Source organism: Streptomyces sp. NPDC090032 (assembly GCF_044748025.1).
Lineage (GTDB): Bacteria > Actinomycetota > Actinomycetes > Streptomycetales > Streptomycetaceae > Streptomyces.
This window is the reverse complement of record NZ_JBIVFF010000003.1, coordinates 214,045-231,453: the sequence shown is the minus strand read 5'-3', so window position 1 is coordinate 231,453 and position 17,409 is coordinate 214,045. Positions and strand designations below refer to the sequence as shown.

Genomic DNA, 17,409 nt, shown 5'->3' with positions numbered 1-17,409 from the left:
GAGCCCCCGCTCCCCTGCCATGATGAGCCTCTCGAAAGCACCGGATTACGGCTTGACAGCCACGGAACGGGACACATGACAGCGGAAGCGAAGACAGCACATCCGGCGTCGCCGCCCCTCACCGAGCGCCAGGAGGCGCGCCGCCGCCGCATCCTGCACGCGAGTGCCCAGCTGGCCAGCCGCGGCGGGTTCGACGCGGTGCAGATGCGCGAGGTCGCCGAGTCCTCGCACGTCGCGCTCGGCACGCTGTACCGGTACTTCCCGTCCAAGGTGCATCTCCTCGTGGCGACGATGCAGGACCAGCTCCAGCACATGCACTCCACGGTCCGCAAGCGCCCGCCCTCGTCCGACCTGCCCTCGGAGCGGGTCGCGGAGACCCTGATGCGGGCCTTCCGCGCGCTCCAGCGCGAGCCGCACCTGGCGGATGCGATGGTGCGCGCCCTGACCTTCGCCGACCGCAGCGTGAGCCCCGAGGTCGACCAGGTCTCCCGGCAGACGACGGCGATCATCCTGGACGCGATGGAGCTGGACGACCCGACCCCCCAGCAGCTCTCCGCGGTCCGCGTCATCGAGCACACCTGGCACTCGGCGCTCATCACCTGGCTGTCGGGGCGCGCCTCGATCGCGCAGGTGAAGATAGACATCGAGACGGTGTGCCGGCTGATCGACCTCACGACGCCGGACGCCAAGAAGTAGGCGCACCGGCGCGGTTCACGGCCGGGAACCCTGGACCCCGTGCCGCGAGCGGCGCCGGGGCCCAGGACAGACCCGGAGGCCAGGGAACATCCCGGGGCAGAGAAAAAACCTACGAGACGGGTTCCCTGCGCCGGCATGGTCCGGATCAGGTGTTAGGGGTCGCCGTCCGGCTCTGCTACTGCCTTCCGGCCTCTCAGCCCTACCGTCGACGTCGGCCACGGCGGATGCCGTTTGCATCGCGCCACAGTCGGCTACTCCGGTGGGACTCCCTCACTCGCCTCATAGGCCAATACCAGAATAGACCGCACATGTCGTGATGCAACCCACCAAAGGGGACTTTTTTCAATCCTCTGGCGGAAAGACCGACTCCCCGCTGCCCAGTAGCGTGATCATGACGGCTTCCACGGGGCAGCCCTCCGCCGCCGCCAGGATCTTCTCGTTGGCGTCGGCCTCCGCCTCGACCGGCCGGGACTGCCTGCCGGAGTCGAGACGGAAGGCGTCCGGAGCGTGGTGAACACACTGGGCCGAGCCGATGCAGACGCCCCGGTCGACCTCGACGTGCCAGCGGTCCCCCATCACGCCTCCCAGCCGGCCGGCAGGTGGATCATCTTGTGCTCCAGGAAGGCGCTGTACCCCTCGGGCCCGAACTCCCGGCCCAGACCGGAGTTCTTGTAGCCGCCGAAGGGGCCGAGCATGTCGAGGCTGAAGGTGTTCACGCTGTACGTGCCGGTGCGCACCTGTCGCGCGACGTCGATGCCGTGCGCGACGTCGGCCGTCCACACACTGCCGCTGAGCCCGTAGTCGGAGTCGTTGGCGATCTTCACCGCCTCGGCCTCGTCGCCGTACGGGAGCAGGCAGATGACCGGGCCGAAGATCTCCTCGCGGGCGACGCGCATCGAGTTGTCGACGTCTCCGAAGAGGGTCGGCTCGACGTACCAGCCCCGTTCGAGCCCGGCCGGACGGCCGCCGCCGGTGAGGATCTTGGCGCCCTCCTCCTGGCCGATGCGGATGTAGTCGAGGGAGCGGCGCTGCTGGCGCTCGGCGACCAGCGGCCCGACCTGGGTCGCCGGATCGAGCGGGTCGCCGACGACGAGCGCGGCCGCCGCCTCGGTGAGGGCATCGGCGAACTCGTCGTAGCGGGAGCGGGGCAGGAGGATGCGGGTCTGGGCGACGCAGGCCTGGCCGTTGTTCATCCAGGCGGACTGGACGATGCCGGGGACGGTCGTCGCGAGGTCCGCGTCCGGCAGGACGACGGCCGCGGACTTGCCGCCGAGTTCGAGGGTGACGTGGGTGAGGTTGCGGGAGGCGACCTCCATGACGCGCCGGCCCGCGGCCACGGATCCGGTGAAGGAGACCTTGTCGACGCCGGGGTGCCCGACGAGGTACTCGCTGACCTCGCGGTCGGCGGGAAGGATGGACAGGACGCCCTCCGGCAGGCCCGCCTCCGTCGCGATCTCGCCGAGCAGATACGCGTCGAGCGGCGACTCCGGCGACGGCTTGAGGACCACGGTGCAGCCGGCGAGCAGCGCGGGCGCGAGCTTGGCCGCGGCCACGAACTGCGGGACGTTCCACGGGACGACGGCCGCCACGACGCCGACCGGCTCACGCCGCACGAGGATCTTCCCGAGCGCGCCGTCGCGCGTCTCCTCGTACGTGAAGTTCTTCGCGACGGTGATCGCGGAGTCCCACACCATCATCGCGCCGAGGGCCTGCGCGAGGACGCTCCACGAGTACGGGGAGCCGTTCTCCGAGGAGATGAGGCGGGCGATCTCCTCGTGCCGTACGGCGATCGCGTCCTTGATGCGCGTGACCACCGCGATCCGCTCGTCGAGCGGGAGCCGCGGCCAGGGTCCCTCGTCGAACGCCCTGCGGGCGGCGGCGACCGCCCGGTCGACATCGGCGGGCGCGGCGTGCGGCACGCGCCCGAAGACCTCGCCGGTGTGCGGGGAGATCACCTCGATGACGTCCGTGCCGGACGGCTGCGTCAACTCCCCGCCGATGTAGAGCTGTCCGTGTTCCACGAACTCGTGCTCAAGCCGTTCCCCATGCCCGGTCATGACCGACCGCCTCTCGCGGGACGTTTTCTGACACTGCATCAGAACCTTTGGAAACTGATACCAGTTCCAGTTCCAGGAGTCCACGGATCGGCACGGCGACCGTCGGACAACAAGTCGGCCCGGGCGACCATTGGAACAAGTTCTATTACAGTGACGGGAGTTCGCGGTCGTCGTACGAGAGGTGGGACCCGATGACGCAGGTGACCGACCACGGAGGAGGCGTCCGGTCCCTTCGGGTGCCGATCCCCGACAACCCGCTCGGCTTCACCCTGGTCCACCTCCTCGACACCGACCGTGGCCCCGTCCTCATCGACACCGGCTGGGACGACCCGGAGTCGTGGGACGCGCTCACCGAGGGCCTCGTCGCCTGCGGCACGAGCGTCGGTGAGGTGACGGGAGTCCTGATCACCCATCACCACCCCGACCACCACGGCCTGTCGGCCAAGGTGCGCGAGGCGTCCGGTGCCTGGATCGCCATGCACGAGGCGGACGTCTCCGTGGTGCGCCGCACCCGGGAGAACCCGCCGGAGCGCTGGTACGCGTTCATGGCCGCCAAGCTCGCCGCGGCCGGCGCCCCCGAGGAGCACATGGCGCCACTGATCGCCGCCCGCGACTCGGGCCGGGCCCGCACGCTCCCGGGTCTCGCCCCCGCGCTCCCCGACCGCACCATCACCCCCGGCGACCTGCTCGACCTGCCGGGCCGCCGCCTGCGCGCGATCTGGACGCCGGGGCACACCCCGGGCCATGTCTGCCTGCACCTGGAGGAGGACCACCCGGCCGGCCTCGCGGGCAACGGCCGCCTCTTCTCCGGCGACCATCTGCTCCCCGGCATCACCCCGCACATCGGCCTCTACGAGGACCCCGACGACGCCACCGTCACCGACCCGCTCGGCGACTACCTGGACTCGCTGGAACGCGTCGGCCGCCTGGCCCCCGCCGAGGTGCTCCCGGCCCACCAGCACACGTTCACCGACGCCCCCGGCCGCGTACGGGAGCTGCTCGACCACCACGAGGAGCGCCTCACCGGCCTGCTCACCCTGCTCGCCACCCCGCTCACCCCCTGGCAGCTCGCCGAGCGGATGGAGTGGAACCGGCCCTGGGAACAGATCCCCTACGGGTCGCGCACCATCGCGGTCTCGGAGGCCGAGGCCCATCTGCGCCGACTGGTGAAACTGGGCCGCGCGGAGGCGGTCGCCGGGAGCGACCCGGTGGCGTATGCACCGGTCTGACCTACGCTCTTGACCTTCGCTTTACCGGCGTTGCGCGATCTTTACCGGGCGTACGAAACAGCCTGCCCGGCGGGCCTTCCGCCGCATGGTCGGCGGGTGCCAACAGGCGTAATGTCTGGCATCTCAGAACTGGACCGACAAGGGGGCGGCCACCGATGGCGCCGGACGAGGCCGTGGTCGGCTGTACGGGGAAGCTGGTCATCGCCACGCGCGGAGCCGAGGGCCCGGGCGAGGCACTGGTGCGGGTGCGGGGCGGCAGCGAGACGTTTCTCGCGTGGTCCGACGAACCTCTGGAGCGCGGGGCGACCGTCCTGGTGATCGAGTCCCGCGGCACCCGCCAGGTCGTCGTCATGGCCTGGAGCGATCCGTCGCTCGACGACTGGGCCGACGGCTCCGGCGACACGGGTGACGCCCGCTAAGGAGACTGAAGGATGTTCGGATATCGCGTTCCCGCTCCCGATGAGGCGATGCTGATCTCGGGTGGCAGGCGGGGACTTGGGGGAGCGCCGTTCCGGGTCGTGACGGGCCACGGAAAATTCGTCCTGCCTATCTTCCGCAAGACCCGCTTCCTGTCCTTGGCCATGTCCGAGGCCGAGGTCGTCGAGAAGTGTGTGACCCGGCAGGGCATCGCCCTGACCGTGCGCGCCGTCATCGCGTTCAAGGTCGGCAACGACACGGAGTCCATCGTCAACGCCGGCCAGCGCTTCCTGTCCGACCAGGACCAGATGTCGGTCCTGACCGGCCGGATCTTCGCCGGTCACCTGCGCTCCATCATCGGCTCGATGACGGTCGAGGAGATCGTCACGGAGCGGCAGAAGCTCGCCGCCGAGGTCCTCGACACCTCGAAGGCCGAGATGGCGAAGATCGGGCTGATCGTGGACTCGCTCCAGATCCAGTCCATCGACGACGGCAACACCGGCTACATCGACGCGATGTCCGCCCCGCACAAGGCGGCCATCCAGCGGCAGGCCCAGATCGCCCAGGCGCAGGCCACCCAGGCCTCGACCCAGGCGGAGCAGGAGGCCCAGCGCAACCAGGCCGAGTACGCCCGGCAGACCGCCGTCGTCCAGGCCGAGTACAAGGCCGAGGTGGACCGCGCGCAGGCGGCGGCCGCCCAGGCCGGGCCGCTGGCGCAGGCGCACGCCGAGCAGGAGGTCCTCGCGGCGCGCACCGAGCTGGCCGAGCGGGCCGCCGAACTGCGCCAGCAGCAGCTGGTGGCCGAGGTCGTGAAGCCCGCGGAGGCGGACGCCGAGCGGATCCGCGTGATGGCCATCGCCGAGGCCGAGCGCATGAAGATCCAGGCCGCCGCGGCGGCGTCGTACGACCGGGTCGCGCTCGACCGGATGCTCATCGACCAGCTGCCGCAGATCGTGAAGGAGGCGGCCGGCGGCCTCAAGGGCGCCAACGTGAACGTGCTCAACGGCGCGGACGGCCTCGGTGAGATCGCGGCCGGACTCGTCGGCCAGGGTCTGACCATCCTCGACTCCGTCCGCCGCAACCTGGGCGGGCCGGACGGCGACGCGAAGAAGAGCGGCGGCGAGCTGGAGATCCAGCGGTACCTGGGGTCCGCGGACGGCGGGGACGACCCGAAGCGCTCGGGCGACGACGGGCCGGTCGACATCCGCTAGGCACTCCCGTCCGGATCGGGCCGGGGCGGATCAGATCCGCCCCGGCCCTTTCGGGTGCCCCGGGGGAGGCCCCCTACGGGCCGGTACAGTGGGCGGGTCGTCATCATGCGCGCACGGGGGGAAGCCGGTGCGAATCCGGCGCTGACCCCGCAACCGTGAACCACGTAGGTGTGGTGAGCCGGACTGCCCCGTTGCGGCGCGTGACCGGCTCGTGTCACCGGCAGCCGCCGGTGGCCGGCACCGTCGAGGCATACGGAGCCGGAGCCGCCCGGTGCCCGCGTGTGCCGTGCCGCCCGGCTCCCCGCAGGGAGAGGCACCCGCCCCACCATGAACATTCGCCGCAGCGCCGCGCTCGTGGCGGCCACCGCCGTCATCGGCATGGCCACCGCCCCGGCCGCCCTCGCGGACGCCTCCGCGCCCTCCGCGTCCCCCTCGGTGGCCATCCCCTCCGGGCTCTACGGGAAGACCGACCCCACGTACGACGGTGTCTGGCGGCAGTCGGTCGCGCTGGTCGCGCAGGACACCGTCGGTGTGAAGCCCGCCGACAAGGCCGTGGACTGGCTGACCGGGCAGCAGTGCACGAACGGCGGGTTCGCCGCCTTCCGCGCCGAGCCGGGCAAGGAGTGCGACAAGAAGACGCCCGTCGACAGCAACAGCACGGCCGCCGCGGTGCAGGCCCTCGTCGCGGTCGGCGGCCGTGAGGGCGAGGTCACTCGCGGCGTGGACTGGCTGAAGAAGGCGCAGAACGGCGACGGCGGCTGGGGCTACAACGTCGGCATGGACAGCGACGCCAACTCGACCTCTGTCGTGATCGGCGCACTCGTCGCCGCCGGTGAGAAGCCCGCCGACGTGAAGTCGGGCCGCGGCAAAACCGGCCAGGACGCCTTGGCCGCGCTCGCGCTCCCCTGCTCGGACGGCAAGGACGGCGGCGCGCTCGCCTATCAGCCCGACAAGAAGGGCAAGCTCGCCGCCAACGCGGACGCCACCGCGGCGGGCGTGCTCGGCGCGCTCGGGACCGGCATGGCGCCCGGCAAGGGCAAGGCCCCGGACAGTTACGTCTGCAAGGACGGCAACGCGGCCGGGGACCTCGCGCACAACGCCGCCGTCCACCTCCAGGGCCAGCTCAGCACCCGCCTGTACCTGAAGGCCGTCACCCCGGGCAGCACCGAGTCGCAGCCCGACTACGGCAACACCGCCGACGCGGTCACCTCGATCGCGGCCGCCGAGGGCGTCAAGTACACGAAGGACCCGTACGCCTGGCTGGAGAAGAACGCCGGGGACTGGGCCGAGCGGTCCGGTCCGGCCGCCTACGCCCAGCTGATCTTCGCCGCGCACGCGACGGGCAACGACCCGCGTGACTTCGGCGGCACGGACCTGGTCAAGGCCCTGAACGCGACGGGCCCCGCGCCGTCCTCCACGAAGGCCGCCACGGCCGACGAGAAGAAGGACGAGAAGAAGGACGACGGCGGCATCAGCGTCTGGTACGTCGTCGCCGTCGCGGCCGTCGCCGGTATCGGCATCGGCTTCCTGTTCAGCGGCCGCAAGAAGCAGCAGCTGTGACCACCTACCGCCGCCGAAGCCTGGCCGTTCTCATATCGGGCGTGCTGTGCGCGCTCGTCGCGGGGGCGGGCCAGGCGCAGGCCACCGGCTACCGCTACTGGTCGTTCTGGGACCGCGACGGTTCGGCCTGGGTGTACGCGTCGCAGGGGCCGTCGACGGCCCGCCCGTCGGACGGCGATGTGCAGGGATTCCGGTTCTCCGTGAGCGAGGACTCGCAGGACTCGGCGAAGCCGCGCGGTGCGGCTTCCTTCGACTCCATCTGCGCGGCTACTGCGGCGAAGGGCGGCGAGAAGCGGGTGGCCCTCGTCGTCGACTTCGGTACGGCGCAGGACGCGCCGTCCGGTGAGACGCCGCCGAAGCCGCGTACGGCGTGCGCGCGCGTCACGGACGACGCGACCAGCGCGGAGGCGCTCGCCGCCGTCGCGAAGCCGCTGCGCTACAACGACCAGGCGCTGCTGTGTTCCATCGCCGGCTTCCCGAAGACGGGCTGCGGCGAGCAGGTGTCCTCCTCCAAGGGGGCCTCCTCCAACGGGTCCTCCTCCAAGGGGACTTCGGACGGAGCGAGGACGGACAGGTCCGAGAACGCGGCGTCCGACAGCGGTGGTGGCCCCTCCGTCGGCCTGATCGCGGGCGGCGCCGCCGTCGTCGTGCTCGGCGCGGCCGCTGCCTGGCAGGCCCGCCGCCGGCGCGGCTGAGGCAGGCGCGGCTGACGCACGCACGGCGGACACAGGCACCTGACACGGACACGGATACGGCGATTCGATGAGCAGCACCGGCGCAGGTTCACCGCACCCCGCCCCGCGTACGCGCCTCGCGCGTGACCCGGGGGCGGGGCCGTCCGCGCGTCCTCGTCCCCTCGCCGCTCCCCGGGCCCACCGCTCGAACGCGCTGCACCCCGGTGCCTGGTGGCTCTGGGCGCTCGGGCTCGGCACCGCGGCGTCCCGGACGACGAATCCGCTGCTGCTCGCGCTGCTCATCGGGGTGGCCGGGTACGTGGTGGCCGCGCGGCGCACGTCGGCGCCGTGGGCGCGCTCGTACGGGGCGTTCGTGAAGCTGGGGCTCGCGGTGATCGGGATCCGGCTGGTGTTCGCGGTGTTCCTGGGGTCGCCGATCCCCGGCACGCATCTGCTCGTCACGCTTCCCGAAGTACCGCTGCCCGACTGGGCGCAGGGGGTGCGGATCGGGGGCCGGGTCACGGTCGAGGGCCTGGTGTTCGCGCTGTACGACGGCCTCAAGCTGGCCGCGCTGCTGATCTGTGTGGGCGCGGCGAACGCCCTCGCGAGCCCGGCCCGCCTCCTCAAGTCCCTGCCGGGCGCGCTGTACGAGGCCGGGGTCGCCGTCGTCGTCGCGATGACGTTCGCGCCGAACCTGATCGCCGATGTGCGGCGGCTGCGCGCCGCGCGCCGGCTGCGCGGCCGGCCCGACAAGGGGCTGCGGGGCCTGGCGCAGGTCGGCCTGCCGGTTCTTGAGGGCGCGCTGGAGCGGTCGGTGGCGCTGGCCGCCGCGATGGACGCGCGCGGGTACGGGCGCACCGCCGAGGTCCCGGCCGCCGTGCGCCGGGCCACCGCGGTGCTGACGCTGGGCGGCCTGGTCGGGGTGTGCGCCGGCACGTACGGGCTGCTGACCGCGGACGGCGCGCGGTACGGGCTGCCCGTGCTGCTCGCCGGGGTGGCGGCCGCGCTCGGCGGGCTCTGGCTGGGCGGGCGCCGCTCGGTCCGCACCCGGTACCGGCCCGACGTGTGGGGCGTGCGGGCGTGGCTCGTCGCCGCGTCGGGGGCGGCCGTCGCCGCCGTGCTGATCCGGGCCGGTTCCTACGATCCCTCGGCCCTGGCGCCCGGCGTCGTGCCGCTGACCGCGCCGGCGCTGCCGCTGTGGCCCGCGGCCGGGGTGCTGCTCGGACTGCTCCCCGCGTTCGTGGCGCCCGCGCCGCCGCTCGCCGAAACACCCTCGAAGGAGGCTTCATGATCCGGTTCGAGGACGTCTCGGTGACGTACGACGGGGCCGCGACACCCACGGTCCGTGACATTCAACTCGACGTTCCCGAGGGCGAGTTGGTGCTACTGGTGGGCCCTTCGGGTGTCGGCAAGTCGACGCTGCTCGGTGCCGTGAGCGGGCTCGTGCCGCACTTCACCGGGGGCACGCTGAGCGGGCGCGTCACGGTGGCGGGGCGCGACACCCGTACGCACAAGCCGCGCGAACTCGCCGACGTGGTGGGCACGGTGGGGCAGGACCCGCTCTCCCACTTCGTCACCGACACGGTCGAGGACGAGCTCGCGTACGGCATGGAGTCGCTCGGGCTCGCGCCCGACGTGATGCGGCGCCGCGTCGAGGAGACCCTCGACCTGCTGGGCCTCGCGGATCTGCGCGACCGTCCCATCGCGACGCTGTCCGGCGGGCAGCAGCAACGCGTCGCCATCGGCTCCGTCCTCACCCCGCACCCGCGGGTCCTGGTCCTCGACGAGCCGACGTCCGCGCTCGACCCGGCCGCCGCGGAGGAGGTCCTCGCGGTGCTGCAGCGCCTCGTGCACGACCTCGGCACGACGGTCCTGATGGCCGAGCACCGGCTTGAGCGGGTCGTGCAGTACGCGGACCAGGTCGCGCTCCTCGCAGGACCCGGCGAGCCCCTGCTGCTCGGCGCGCCCGCCGAGATCATGGCCGTATCCCCGGTGTTCCCGCCGGTCGTGGACCTGGGCCGCCTCGCGGGCTGGTCACCGCTGCCGCTGACGGTGCGGGACGCGCGGCGCGGTTCCGGGGAGCTGCGGGAGCGCCTGGCCGGACATGAGCCGCGCGAGCCTCGTGAGCAGCCGCGGGTCACCGCCTCCCCCGACTCCCGCCGGTCCCCGCTGCGCCGCAGCCGCAAGCGGCCCGAGGTGGCCGCCGTCGCCGAGGTCGCGGGGCTCGCGGTGCGGCGGGGGCGCGTCGAGGCGCTGCGCCACGTCGACCTCTCGGTCGGGCCCGGCGAGATCGTCGCCCTGATGGGCCGCAACGGCGCCGGCAAGTCCACCCTCCTGTCCACCCTGGTCGGCCTGGTCCGCCCGTCGTCCGGGACGGCCCTGGTGGGCGGCGTGGTCCCGCACCGCACGGGCCCGCGCGAGCTGATCCGCCGCGTCGGCCTGGTCCCGCAGGAACCGCGCGACCTCCTGTACGCGGACACGGTGGCCGCCGAGTGCGCGGCCGCCGACCACGACGCGGGCACGGATCCGGGCACCTGCCGCGCCCTGGTCACGCGGCTGTTGCCCGGCATCGCGGACGACACCCACCCCCGTGACCTCTCGGAGGGCCAGCGCCTCACCCTCGCCCTGGCGATCGTGCTGACGGCCCGCCCTCCGCTGCTCCTGCTCGACGAGCCGACGCGCGGCCTCGACTACGCGGCGAAGGCCCGCCTGGTCACGATCCTGCGCGGCCTCGCGGCCGGGGGGCACGCCGTCGTCCTGGCCACGCACGACGTGGAACTGGCCGCCGAGCTGTCCCACCGCGTCGCCGTCCTCGCCGACGGCGAGATCGTGGCGAACGGCCCCACCCCCGAGGTCGTCGTGGCCTCCCCCGCCTTCTCCCCCCAGGTCGCCAAGGTCCTGGCCCCGGGGAAGTGGCTCACGGTCGCCCAGGTCCGCGAGGCCCTGGAATCCGCGGGCGGGCCGGAGGAAAGGGCATGAAGACCGCACCCAGGACCGCACCCGGGACCGGGCGCCCCGACCGCCAGGCCCGCGCCGTACGCCTCGGCCCCCGCTCCGTAGTGGCCCTGCTCCTCGTCAGCGCCGTGGGGGTGGCGGCCTTCGGGTGGCCACTGCTCGCGGGCCCTTCGTCGCAGGTCAGCGCACATGCGCAGGACGCCCCCTGGCTGTTCGCGGGGCTGCTCGTCCTGCTGGTGGGCGTGGTGGCGGCCGCCGTGTCGGACGGCGGGATCGGGCCCAAGGCGGTGGCGATGCTCGGGGTGCTTGCCGCGACGGGCGCGGCGCTGCGGCCGATCGGGGCCGGTACCGCGGGGATCGAGCCGATGTTCTTCCTGATGGTGCTGAGCGGGCGGGTGCTCGGGCCGGGCTTCGGGTTCGTGCTCGGGTCCGTGACCATGTTCGCGTCCGCGCTGCTCACCGGCGGGGTCGGTCCGTGGATGCCGTTCCAGATGCTGTCGATGGGCTGGTTCACGATGGGCGCGGGACTGCTCCCCGGCCCTGACCGGCTGAGGGGCCGCGCCGAGGTACTGATGCTGGCGGCGTACGGGTTCCTGGCCGCGTTCGCGTACGGCACCGTCATGAACCTGGCCGGCTGGCCGTTCCTGGACTCGCTGTCGTCGAGCGTCGCCTTCCAGGCGGGTGCCCCGCTGCACGAGAACCTGGTCCGCTTCCTCGCCTACTGCCTGGCCACGTCGCTGGGCTGGGACCTGGGCCGGGCGGCCCTGACCGTCGTCCTCACCGTCACCGTCGGCCCGGCGCTCCTGAGGGCGCTGCGGCGGGCCACGCGCCGCGCCGCGTTCGAGGCCCCGGTCACATTCGAGGGCACTGAGCCGTAGCCCTTCACGCGCGCCGGGTCACCGAAACGTGCCCGCGCCGTGAAGCACCCCACATGAGCCATGTCACCTACGAGGCGCGGCCGTAGGTCCGATCGCTTGACGCGTCTCCACCAAAATGCCCCCTGACCTGCACAATGAGAGCCAGGTCACATAGGGGACATTTCAACCACCTGCGACCTCAACTAGTAAAAGGGGTGATTGCCACCGCGAACCGGGCCTGTTCCTCTGGAGGAGTCGCAAGGCGCCGACAGCCCCCGCCGGGGCCCCGGCGCCTCCGTACGCCGCAGGGCGTACGAAGCGGCCCCTGTCCCCCACGGAAGGTTCACGCTTTGTCCGCCACCATCCTCCGCCGCGTCGCCGCTCCGAAGAAGGCCCTCGCCGGAATCGCCCTGGCCGCCGCCACGGCCGGCATGGTGATGGCCGCCGCCCCGGCGTCGAACGCCGCGGACGCCTCTTCGCCGAAGGCGATCGCCCAGCAGAAGATGAGCGCTGAGCAGTTCGCCTGCTTCGACAAGATCGTGTCCCACGAGAGCGGCTGGAACGTCAACGCGACGAACGCGTCGTCCGGCGCCTACGGCCTGGTCCAGGCCCTGCCCGCCGGCAAGATGGCCTCGGCCGGCGGCGACTGGAAGACCAACCCCGAGACCCAGATCGAGTGGGGCCTCTCCTACATGAACGAGCGCTACGGCAGCCCTTGTGGCGCCTGGTCCCACTGGCAGTCCGCCGGCTCGTACTGAGCCCGGCCGGCCCGCAGTCCGACCTGAGAAGGCGGCACCCTCCCCCCGCGGGAGGGTGCCGCCTTCGTCGTGCGTTCCGGACCACCCGCGACAAGACCTACAGCCGCTGGATGATGGTGCCCGTCGCCAGCCCGCCGCCCGCGCACATCGTGATCAGCGCGAACTCCTTGTCCTGGCGCTCCAGTTCGTGCAGGGCGGTGGTGATGAGCCGGGCGCCGGTCGCGCCGACGGGGTGGCCGAGGGCGATGGCCCCGCCGTTCACGTTGACCTTCTCCAGGTCCTGCTCGAAGACCTGGGCCCAGCTGAGCACGACGGACGCGAACGCCTCGTTGATCTCGACGACGTCGATGTCCTTCAGCGACATGCCCGCCTTGCCGAGCACGGCGCGCGTGGCGTCGATCGGGCCGTCCAGGTGGAAGTGCGGGTCGGCGCCGACGAGAGCCTGGGCGACGATCCGGGCGCGCGGCCTGAGCTTCAGGGCGCGCGCCATCCGCTTGGACGCCCACATGATCGCCGAGGCGCCGTCGGATATCTGCGAGGAGTTGCCCGCGGTGTGTACGGCGGTCGGCATGACCGGCTTGAGCCCGGCGAGGCCCTCCATGGTCGTGTCACGCAGGCCCTCGTCCCGGTCCACGAGCCGCCACATGCCCTGCCCGGCGGCCTGCTCGTCCTCGTTCGTGGGCACCTGCACGGCGAACGTCTCGCGCTTGAAGCGCTCCTCGGCCCACGCGATCGCCGCGCGCTCCTGCGAGATGAGCCCGAGCGAGTCGACGTTCTCGCGGGTCAGCCCACGGTGGCGCGCGATGCGCTCGGCGGCCTCGAACTGGTTGGGCAGGTCGACGTTCCACTCCTCGGGGAACGGCTTGCCGGGCCCGTGCTTGGAGCCGGAGCCGAGCGGCACCCGCGACATCGCCTCGACCCCGCAGCTGATGCCGATGTCGATGACACCGGCGGCGATCATGTTGGCGGTCATGTGCGAGGCCTGCTGCGAGGAGCCGCACTGACAGTCGACGGTCGTCGCCGCCGTCTCGTAGGGCAGGCCCATGGTGAGCCACGCCGTGCGCGCCGGATTCATGGACTGTTCGCCGGCGTGGGTCACCGTGCCACCCACGATCTGCTCGACGCAGTCGGCGTTGATGCCGGTCCTGCCGAGCAGTTCCCGGTACGTCTCGCCGAGGAGATACGCGGGATGAAGGTTGGCGAGCGCGCCTCCGCGCCTGCCGATGGGCGTACGTACGGCTTCGACGATGACGGGTTCCGCGGCCATGAGCTCGTCCTCTCCACACATTCCCGGACCGAACCAGAAGACGTAAGAACTAGAACGCGTACCAGTTCTCTGTGCAGTCTCGACGGTGCTACTCCCGGTACGCAAGGGTCGTGCACGTACCGCGCGCGTAATCGGGCGTACCACGGGTCTTGCCACTTGTAGAACCCGTTACTACGGTGCCGACAAGCTGACGCCCCGTCAGACCGTCACCGGGAGTTGCCCATGCCGTGCCCAGCGCTGCCCGAAGGGTTTGACTTCACCGACCCCGACCTCCTCCAACACCGTGTCCCCTTCCCCGAGTTCGCCCAGCTCCGGCAGACGGAACCGGTCCGGTGGATCACCCAGCCGACCGGCATATCCGGCTTCGGCGACTCGGGCTACTGGGCCGTGACCCGGCACGCGGACGTCAAGTACGTCTCCACGCGCCCGGAGTTGTTCTCCTCGAACCTCAACACCGCCGTCATCCGCTTCAACGAGTCGATCAGCCGCGACCAGATCGAGGTCCAGAAGCTGATCATGCTCAACATGGACCCGCCGGAGCACACCCGGGTGCGGCAGATCGTCCAGCGCGGCTTCACCCCCCGCGCCATCCGCTCGCTGGAGGACGCCCTGCGCAACCGTGCGGGCTCCATCGTCGGGACGGCGCTCGCGAACGCCGCGCCCGACGGCTCCTTCGACTTCGTCACGAACGTCGCCGTCGAACTCCCGCTCCAGGCCATAGCCGAGCTGATCGGCGTCCCCCAGGACGACCGCACCAAGATCTTCGACTGGTCCAACAAGATGGCCGCGTACGACGACCCGGAGTACGCGATCACCGAGGAGGTCGGCGCCGAGGCCGCCATGGAGATCGTCAGCTACGCGATGAACCTGGCCGCCGCCCGCAAGGAGTGCCCGGCCAAGGACATCGTGAGCCAGCTGGTGGCGGCGGAGGACGAGGGCAACCTCTCCTCGGACGAGTTCGGCTTCTTCGTGATCCTGCTCGCCGTGGCCGGCAACGAGACGACGCGCAACGCCATCACGCACGGCATGCACGCCTTCCTCACCCACCCCGACCAGTGGGAGCTGTTCAAGCGGGAGCGCCCGGAGACGACGGCGGAGGAGATCGTCCGCTGGGCGACCCCCGTGGTCTCCTTCCAGCGCACCGCGACCCAGGACACCGAACTCGGCGGCGCGCAGATCAAGAAGGGCGACCGGGTCGGCATCTTCTACTCGTCGGCCAACCACGACCCCGAGGTCTTCGACCGCCCCGACGCGTTCGACATCACCCGCGACCCGAACCCGCACCTCGGATTCGGCGGCGGAGGCCCGCACTTCTGCCTCGGCAAGTCGCTGGCCACGCTCGAGATCAACCTCATCTTCAACGCAGTGGCCGACGCCATGCCCGACCTGCGCCTGACCGGCGACCCGCGCAGGCTCCGCTCGGCCTGGCTCAACGGCGTCAAGGAACTCCAGGTCAGCACCGGCTGACCGACGGCGGCCGCACGCCGGCCCAGGGAGGCAGGGGCCCATCTCTCCACGCCACGCCCCTGCCTCCCTGTCTACCTGCCCCCGGTCCGCCTGTCCCCCTCACACCCACACACCCGCGCCGCGCTACGCGCCCGGTTCCGGGCACTCCGACGGTGAGGGGCTGGGTGACGGGGACGGCGACGGGGTCTCGGCCGGGTCGGGCGACGGGGACGGGGACGTCGTGCCGGTGGGGCAGTCCGTCGGCGGGGTGGGGCTGCCGGGGTCGGTCGGGGTGCCCGGGTCCTGCGACGACGGGGGCGCGCTCGGGTCCGGTGACTGCGTCGGCGGGTCCGTGGGGTCACCGCTCGGGTCCGGACCGGGGCTGGGGTCCGGGCTGCCCCCGTCCGAGGGCCCGGACGGGGTCGGATCGGGCCCGATGACGATCCCGCCGCCGTTGCCGGGGTCTTTGCCGCCGCCGACCGGACTGGTCGCCGGGGTGTCTCCGCCCGCGCCGGGGCTACTCGGGATCACGCCCTTGCCGTCGGGCACGGTGTGCACGCCCTCGCGGTAGAACTCCATCCAGTACAGGACCAGTTGGAGATAGTCCCGCGAGTAGTTGTAGCTCAGGACGGCGCGTTCGAGGCCGGCCGTACGGCTGACGTCACGGTTTCCGGCGCACAGGTAGTGGCCCGCCGCCAGGGCCGCGTCGAAGATGTTGTTGGGGTTCCTGTCCCCGTCGCCGTTGCCGTCGGCGCCCCAGCGCCGCCAGGTCCCCGGCAGGAACTGCATCGGGCCGACCGCCCGGTCGTAGACCGTGTCCCCGTCCCACGCCCCGCCGTCCGAGTCCCTGATCAGGGCGAACCCCCGCCCGTCGAGGGCGGGTCCGGTGATGCGGCCGAGGGTCGTGCCGTGCGCGTCGACGGCGCCGCCCCGGGCCTGGCCCGACTCGACCTTGCCGATGGCGGCGAGCAGCTCCCAGGGCAGCCGGCAGCCCGCGTCGGTCCGGGCGACCGCCGACTCGGCCCTGCGGTACGCGGCCAGGACGGTCGCCGGGATGCCGGACTGGGCGCGGATCTGGGCGGGCGGGTAGACGTGCGTGGGCGCGTCCGGGCTGTTCAGGGGCGGCAGTTCGGTGTGGAACGAGTCGTCGCCCTGCGAGTTCACGTACGGCAGCGGCGCCTCGGCCGACGCGGGGCGCTCCGCGCTGTCTCCGCCTTTCCCGCCGCCCAACTCCTCGACGATTCCGGGCGCTTGGGACGCCGTGAGCAGGGCCACCGCCGCAGCCGCTACGGCGGTGCCGCGCAGCCCGCGCCGGGTGCGGGCGTCGCGGGGGCGCAGGCGGGCGAGGAGGTGCGGTCCGCGCTTCACGGGGTTCACGGGGTTCACGGGTCGGACTCCTTGTCTCACGTGGTGGCGGAACGTGCCCTCAGCGGCCTGCGGTCTAGCTACCGAAGGTGTCGATGGCCGAGACCAGCCAGCGGCCGTCCCGGAGCACGAGGTCGACTGCGAGCATCGCGCCCGCGTAGCTCGCGGCGTCCTTCGCCTTCGCCGCGGTACTCGTACTGCTCTGGTCGGCGAAGACGAGGACGCGGGCACGGTTGCCGTCGATGCGCTCGACGGCGCTGTCCGTGACGGTGGTGGTCACGACCGTCTTCTGCTTCTTCGCCTGCGCGAGCACGGGGGCGAGCAGTCCGCGGTGCTGTTCGACGGCCTTGCCGGTGAGGAGGGTGGCAACGGCCTTCTCCTCGGCGCCCGGGTTGGCGTGGTCGTACGAGAACAGGGCGTTCACCGCTTCGGCCGCCTGCCCCTTGACCTCGCTGGTGCGGGCCGGGTCGGTGAGCGCGGTGTTGCGGCTCGCCTCGTCGTCCCGCAGCCCGCGCGCCTCGGCGTACGCCCAGCCGGCGAAGGCACCGAGGAGGAGGGTGAGAGCGCACAGGACGAGGAGCAGGGGAGCGGGGCGACGGGGACGACGGAGTGGGTGATCGGTGGTGGGGCGCTTGGGGCGGGGGCGGCGCGGGGAGTCCGCCGCCGTGGCCTTCGGGCGGGAGTGCGGCGAGGGGTCCACGGCCGCGTTCTTAGGGCGGGTGCGGGGCCGGACGAGCGGGATCACGTTCTTCGGGGCGGGGGGCGCCTTCGGGACGGCGGTGGCCGCGGTGGTCGTATCGGCGTCGGTCCGCACGGGCGTCGACGCCGGGGAGGCGGACCGGTCCCGTTCCGGCCGGAACGGCTTCGTCGCCAGGCGGCGCTGGCGGTTGAGGTGGTGGCGCGTGGTCGACATCTGG

At 72.3% G+C, this 17,409-nt stretch carries 16 protein-coding genes and 2 riboswitches; of the genes, 11 read left to right on the top strand and 5 right to left on the bottom strand.

Going from position 1 to position 17,409, the window contains the following annotated elements; translation table 11 throughout:
* Nucleotides 1-75 precede the first annotated feature (75 nt).
* Complete coding sequence (locus ACIPWY_RS08095; protein WP_362899642.1) at nucleotides 76-696, top strand: TetR family transcriptional regulator; 621 nt, start codon at nucleotides 76-78, stop codon at nucleotides 694-696.
* Nucleotides 697-801: 105 nt separating this feature from the next.
* Nucleotides 802-978: riboswitch (TPP riboswitch) on the bottom strand.
* A gap of 60 nt (nucleotides 979-1,038) precedes the next feature.
* Here ACIPWY_RS08095 and ACIPWY_RS08090 read toward each other — a convergent pair.
* The gene (locus tag ACIPWY_RS08090; RefSeq protein ID WP_362899640.1) at nucleotides 1,039-1,272 is read right to left on the bottom strand and encodes a ferredoxin; all 234 of its coding nucleotides are present in this window, start codon (nucleotides 1,270-1,272) and stop codon (nucleotides 1,039-1,041) included.
* A complete protein-coding gene (locus tag ACIPWY_RS08085; RefSeq protein ID WP_401532483.1) occupies nucleotides 1,272-2,753 on the bottom strand; it encodes an aldehyde dehydrogenase in 1,482 nt (493 codons plus the stop codon). The genes ACIPWY_RS08090 and ACIPWY_RS08085 overlap by 1 nt, the downstream gene beginning before the upstream one ends.
* A gap of 191 nt (nucleotides 2,754-2,944) precedes the next feature.
* On the opposite strand from ACIPWY_RS08085, the gene ACIPWY_RS08080 reads away from it, so the two are divergent.
* The 9 genes from ACIPWY_RS08080 (at nucleotide 2,945) to ACIPWY_RS08040 (ending at nucleotide 12,414) form a co-directional block, all read left to right on the top strand.
* Nucleotides 2,945-3,982, top strand: a complete 1,038-nt coding sequence (locus tag ACIPWY_RS08080) for an MBL fold metallo-hydrolase (protein ID WP_393698064.1) — start codon at nucleotides 2,945-2,947, stop codon at nucleotides 3,980-3,982.
* 155 nt (nucleotides 3,983-4,137) lie between these two features.
* The gene (locus tag ACIPWY_RS08075) at nucleotides 4,138-4,401 is read left to right on the top strand and encodes a hypothetical protein (protein WP_362899636.1); all 264 of its coding nucleotides are present in this window, start codon (nucleotides 4,138-4,140) and stop codon (nucleotides 4,399-4,401) included.
* 12 nt (nucleotides 4,402-4,413) lie between these two features.
* Nucleotides 4,414-5,610 (top strand): SPFH domain-containing protein, encoded by a 1,197-nt coding sequence (locus ACIPWY_RS08070; RefSeq protein WP_362899634.1) that lies wholly within the window; start codon nucleotides 4,414-4,416, stop codon nucleotides 5,608-5,610.
* Between the two features lie 117 nt (nucleotides 5,611-5,727).
* A riboswitch (cobalamin riboswitch) is annotated at nucleotides 5,728-5,799 on the top strand.
* Nucleotides 5,800-5,937: 138 nt separating this feature from the next.
* Nucleotides 5,938-7,170 carry a prenyltransferase/squalene oxidase repeat-containing protein gene (locus tag ACIPWY_RS08065; RefSeq protein ID WP_362899632.1) on the top strand — a complete coding sequence of 411 codons (1,233 nt, stop codon included), beginning with the start codon at nucleotides 5,938-5,940 and terminating at the stop codon, nucleotides 7,168-7,170.
* Nucleotides 7,167-7,865, top strand: coding sequence for an SCO2322 family protein (locus ACIPWY_RS08060; RefSeq protein ID WP_401532482.1), 699 nt, complete (start codon nucleotides 7,167-7,169; stop codon nucleotides 7,863-7,865). Before ACIPWY_RS08065 ends, ACIPWY_RS08060 begins: the two co-directional genes overlap by 4 nt.
* Nucleotides 7,866-7,932: 67 nt before the next feature.
* Complete coding sequence (locus ACIPWY_RS08055; RefSeq protein ID WP_362899628.1) at nucleotides 7,933-9,135, top strand: energy-coupling factor transporter transmembrane component T; 1,203 nt, start codon at nucleotides 7,933-7,935, stop codon at nucleotides 9,133-9,135.
* The gene (locus ACIPWY_RS08050; protein ID WP_401532481.1) at nucleotides 9,132-10,823 is read left to right on the top strand and encodes an ABC transporter ATP-binding protein; all 1,692 of its coding nucleotides are present in this window, start codon (nucleotides 9,132-9,134) and stop codon (nucleotides 10,821-10,823) included. Before ACIPWY_RS08055 ends, ACIPWY_RS08050 begins: the two co-directional genes overlap by 4 nt.
* Nucleotides 10,820-11,677, top strand: coding sequence for an ECF transporter S component (locus tag ACIPWY_RS08045; protein ID WP_401532480.1), 858 nt, complete (start codon nucleotides 10,820-10,822; stop codon nucleotides 11,675-11,677). Before ACIPWY_RS08050 ends, ACIPWY_RS08045 begins: the two co-directional genes overlap by 4 nt.
* A 329-nt stretch (nucleotides 11,678-12,006) precedes the next feature.
* Nucleotides 12,007-12,414 (top strand): transglycosylase SLT domain-containing protein, encoded by a 408-nt coding sequence (locus ACIPWY_RS08040; RefSeq protein ID WP_362899622.1) that lies wholly within the window; start codon nucleotides 12,007-12,009, stop codon nucleotides 12,412-12,414.
* Between the two features lie 97 nt (nucleotides 12,415-12,511).
* Here ACIPWY_RS08040 and ACIPWY_RS08035 read toward each other — a convergent pair whose 3' ends face one another.
* Nucleotides 12,512-13,681, bottom strand: coding sequence for a steroid 3-ketoacyl-CoA thiolase (locus ACIPWY_RS08035; protein ID WP_362899620.1), 1,170 nt, complete (start codon nucleotides 13,679-13,681; stop codon nucleotides 12,512-12,514).
* 222 nt (nucleotides 13,682-13,903) lie between these two features.
* Between ACIPWY_RS08035 and ACIPWY_RS08030 the strand changes: the two genes are divergently transcribed.
* Nucleotides 13,904-15,148: a cytochrome P450 gene (locus ACIPWY_RS08030; RefSeq protein WP_362899618.1), complete on the top strand. Its 1,245-nt coding sequence runs from the start codon at nucleotides 13,904-13,906 to the stop codon at nucleotides 15,146-15,148.
* A 123-nt stretch (nucleotides 15,149-15,271) separates the two neighbouring features.
* Here ACIPWY_RS08030 and ACIPWY_RS08025 read toward each other — a convergent pair whose 3' ends face one another.
* Nucleotides 15,272-16,513: a lytic transglycosylase domain-containing protein gene (locus ACIPWY_RS08025; protein WP_401532479.1), complete on the bottom strand. Its 1,242-nt coding sequence runs from the start codon at nucleotides 16,511-16,513 to the stop codon at nucleotides 15,272-15,274.
* 55 nt (nucleotides 16,514-16,568) lie between these two features.
* Nucleotides 16,569-17,405, bottom strand: coding sequence for a hypothetical protein (locus tag ACIPWY_RS08020; protein WP_362899616.1), 837 nt, complete (start codon nucleotides 17,403-17,405; stop codon nucleotides 16,569-16,571).
* Between the last annotated feature and the right edge of the window lie 4 nt (nucleotides 17,406-17,409).

What these genes read in the sequence shown, in the direction of transcription:
- ACIPWY_RS08095 (WP_362899642.1), top strand. Translation starts at nt 76, where the DNA reads ATGACAGCGGAAGCGAAGACAGCACATCCGGCGTCGCCGCCCCTCACC.
- ACIPWY_RS08090 (WP_362899640.1), bottom strand. Translation starts at nt 1,272, where the DNA reads ATGGGGGACCGCTGGCACGTCGAGGTCGACCGGGGCGTCTGCATCGGC.
- ACIPWY_RS08085 (WP_401532483.1), bottom strand. Translation starts at nt 2,753, where the DNA reads ATGACCGGGCATGGGGAACGGCTTGAGCACGAGTTCGTGGAACACGGA.
- ACIPWY_RS08080 (WP_393698064.1), top strand. Translation starts at nt 2,945, where the DNA reads ATGACGCAGGTGACCGACCACGGAGGAGGCGTCCGGTCCCTTCGGGTG.
- ACIPWY_RS08075 (WP_362899636.1), top strand. Translation starts at nt 4,138, where the DNA reads ATGGCGCCGGACGAGGCCGTGGTCGGCTGTACGGGGAAGCTGGTCATC.
- ACIPWY_RS08070 (WP_362899634.1), top strand. Translation starts at nt 4,414, where the DNA reads ATGTTCGGATATCGCGTTCCCGCTCCCGATGAGGCGATGCTGATCTCG.
- ACIPWY_RS08065 (WP_362899632.1), top strand. Translation starts at nt 5,938, where the DNA reads ATGAACATTCGCCGCAGCGCCGCGCTCGTGGCGGCCACCGCCGTCATC.
- ACIPWY_RS08055 (WP_362899628.1), top strand. Translation starts at nt 7,933, where the DNA reads ATGAGCAGCACCGGCGCAGGTTCACCGCACCCCGCCCCGCGTACGCGC.
- ACIPWY_RS08050 (WP_401532481.1), top strand. Translation starts at nt 9,132, where the DNA reads ATGATCCGGTTCGAGGACGTCTCGGTGACGTACGACGGGGCCGCGACA.
- ACIPWY_RS08045 (WP_401532480.1), top strand. Translation starts at nt 10,820, where the DNA reads ATGAAGACCGCACCCAGGACCGCACCCGGGACCGGGCGCCCCGACCGC.
- ACIPWY_RS08035 (WP_362899620.1), bottom strand. Translation starts at nt 13,681, where the DNA reads ATGGCCGCGGAACCCGTCATCGTCGAAGCCGTACGTACGCCCATCGGC.
- ACIPWY_RS08030 (WP_362899618.1), top strand. Translation starts at nt 13,904, where the DNA reads ATGCCGTGCCCAGCGCTGCCCGAAGGGTTTGACTTCACCGACCCCGAC.
- ACIPWY_RS08020 (WP_362899616.1), bottom strand. Translation starts at nt 17,405, where the DNA reads ATGTCGACCACGCGCCACCACCTCAACCGCCAGCGCCGCCTGGCGACG.